The organism is Sphingopyxis flava, from assembly GCF_900168005.1.
Classification (GTDB): domain Bacteria; phylum Pseudomonadota; class Alphaproteobacteria; order Sphingomonadales; family Sphingomonadaceae; genus Sphingopyxis; species Sphingopyxis flava.
This window is the reverse complement of sequence record NZ_FUYP01000087.1, coordinates 1-2,632: the sequence shown is the minus strand read 5'-3', so window position 1 is coordinate 2,632 and position 2,632 is coordinate 1. Positions and strand designations below refer to the sequence as shown.

The following is a 2,632-nucleotide window of genomic DNA, read 5'->3' as shown; positions in this document are numbered from 1 at the left end:
CGATCCCGCGCAGGGATACCGACATGATCACGCGCATCATTCCGATCTGATCCCGCGCGGGATTCCGATCTGATGCCGCGCACGGCTCAGAGCCGTCATCGACGTGATTTACTTTCACAGTATTCTTATTTTGGTCAAGCAGTCTGTGGGTGCGGGCGTCGCAGCGAGTCTCCCTCGAGTGTGATGCGGTGGGCGTTGTGAACGAGGCGATCCAGGATGGCGTCGGCGTAAGTCGCGTCGCCGATCAGTTCGTGCCATTTTGTCACGGGAAGCTGGCTGGTGACGAGGGTGGATCGATTGCCGTACCGGTCCTCAAGTATCTCAAGCAGATGATGGCGGGCATTGGCGTTGAGCGGTTCAAGTCCCCAGTCGTCGAGGATGAGCAAGTCGATGCGCGCGAGGCTTTTCAGCCGTACAGCAATACGTCCATCGCCGCGCGCCACGCTCAGTTCGTCGAGCAGCTTGCCAAGCCGGACGTAGAGGACCGACAGATTGTCGCGACAAGCCTGGTGCCCAATGGCACAGGACAACCAGCTCTTGCCTGTTCCGGTCGGGCCGGTGATGACGAGATTGTCGTGACCCTTGATCCAGTCACCCTTGAGAAGGGTTTCCATAAAGCGCCGGTCGAGCCCGCGCGGTGTCCGGTAGTCGATATCTTCGGGTACGGCGCGGTGGCGCAGTTTGGCGTGGCGTAGCCGCGCTGCCATCCGCTTTTCCTGACGCCAGGTCATCTCATGGTCGAGGATCAAGCCCAGCCATTCGGCATGGCTGAGCGTTCGCGCATCGTCGTTTGTCGCCATGGCGCCGAACGCCTTCGCCATGCCATAGAGGCCGAGGTGATTAAGCTGATCGAGCGTGGGATGGGTAAGCATGTCTTCTCCTTCAGTTGTAATAGTCCGGACCCCGGATGTTGCCGTGATCGATGGGCTGGTGGTCGCTGTCCCTGGGCCGCAGCGGTTGGCCATCGAGCCCCTTTTCAAGGATCGACTTGAGCGAGCCGTAGTTGCGCGCGCCGATCTCGAGAGCGCGCAGCGCCGCAGCTTCGAGGCGCTGCGCGCCAAAGCGCTTTTCAAGGCTGAGGATGCCCATGCACGAGCGGAAGCCCTGTTCGGGATGGGGGCGATCCTCGAGGATCTTTTCGCATAAAAGCTGCGCGCAAGGTCCGATCCGTCCCGATTCGGTCAGGATCTTCGCGAGCGTCCAGTCGGCAAAGCGGCGATGCGATGACGGCATGTGCTCGGGCAAGGTCGTATGCCGCCCATTGCCGCTGCCGCGCATATGAACCGCGATCCGCTCGCCGCGGATGAAGATCTCGACCGTCCGCGCAGTTAGTCGCGCTTCAACCGGCTGGCGCGCATAGCGGTGGGGCACCGAGTAAAAATGATGTGCGACCTCGACATGATAATCGAGGCCCACGCGCCTGGCTTGCCATTCGGCATGTACGTAAGGCTCAGTCGGCAGCGGCATCAGCAGCGGCGCATCGAGCTCTTCGAACAGCTGGCGACGGGTGCGACCAAACTGGCGCAGCACGCGCTCGTCGTTGAGCCGTGCGATCAGCGCTGCGATCGCGGCATTCAACTCGGCAAGGCTGTAAAATATCTGGTTGCGCAGCCGGCCGAACAGCCACCGCTCGACGATCCCGACACACGCCTCGACCTTGGCTTTGTCCCGCGGCTTTCGCGGCCGCGTCGGAAGGCACGTCGTGCCGTAATGGCGCGCCATCTCGGCATAGCTGCGATTGACCTGCGGATCGTAAAGACACGCCTCGATCACCGCGACCTTCGCATTGTCGGGCACCAGCAGTCTGGGCGCGCCGCCAAAGGCGGCAAAGGCCTGGACGTGCGCATCGACCCAGTCCGCCAGCGTCTCAGTCCAGGTCGCACAGGCAAAGGACAGGCTCGATGCACCCATCACCGCGACAAAGATGTGCGCATCGCGCCTTTCGCCCGTCCGGCGATCGATGACCACACCCAGCTTGTCGCCGGCGTAGTCGACAAACAGCTTGTCGCCCGCCAGGTGCGTCTGGCGCATCGTCACCGGCAGACGGCCTTCCCACCCGCGGTACAGGTCGCAATACCGGCTGTAGCGATAGCCGTCGGGATGCGCCTCGATATATTCCTCCCACAAAGTCTGCAGGGTCACATGCTTGCGCTTCAACTCGCGGTGCACCGCCGCCCAGTCCGGCGCGGGAAGCCGGCGGCGCCCAGGTTTGACCCCAGCCGCACCGTAAAGCTTCGCCTCAAGCTGCGCATTGTCGAGATCCGCGGCCAGCGGCCATTCGAGGCCCGAGCGATCAAACCGCTTCACCATCTCGCGCATCGTCGATTCAGCAATCCCAGCGCGCCGCGCCGTCTCGCGCACACCAAGCCCCGCTTCCCGGTGCAGTCTCATCAGTTCGCGCACTTGGCGCATATCCATTCTCCTCGTCGGCATCAGCGCCTCCTTCCACAAAGAAGGCGCCGTTAATCGACAAAGCTCTGACATTCTCTCCCGCGCGGCATCGCATCGGATTGCTGCGCATGATCAAATCGGAATGCTGCGCAGCTTCAAATCGGAATGCTGCGCGAGATCACGTCGGAATGCTGCGCACGATCAAATCGGAACACTGCGCGCGATGAACCCGGAATCCGCA

The 2,632-nt window shown here is 62.2% G+C and carries 2 protein-coding genes; both read right to left on the bottom strand.

Annotation, left to right across the window (positions count from 1 at the left end):
• Window positions 1-134: 134 nt before the first annotated feature.
• The gene (gene istB, locus B5X69_RS20545; protein WP_079640322.1) at window positions 135-872 is read right to left on the bottom strand and encodes an IS21-like element helper ATPase IstB; all 738 of its coding nucleotides are present in this window, start codon (window positions 870-872) and stop codon (window positions 135-137) included.
• A 10-nt stretch (window positions 873-882) separates the two neighbouring features.
• On the bottom strand, window positions 883-2,412 hold the full coding sequence (istA, locus tag B5X69_RS20540; protein ID WP_079640323.1) for an IS21 family transposase: 1,530 nt from the start codon (window positions 2,410-2,412) through the stop codon (window positions 883-885).
• Between the last annotated feature and the right edge of the window lie 220 nt (window positions 2,413-2,632).

Excerpts from the sequence above, each read along its gene's own strand:
- istB (WP_079640322.1), bottom strand. The coding sequence starts at position 872 with ATGCTTACCCATCCCACGCTCGATCAGCTTAATCACCTCGGCCTCTAT.
- istA (WP_079640323.1), bottom strand. The coding sequence starts at position 2,412 with ATGCGCCAAGTGCGCGAACTGATGAGACTGCACCGGGAAGCGGGGCTT.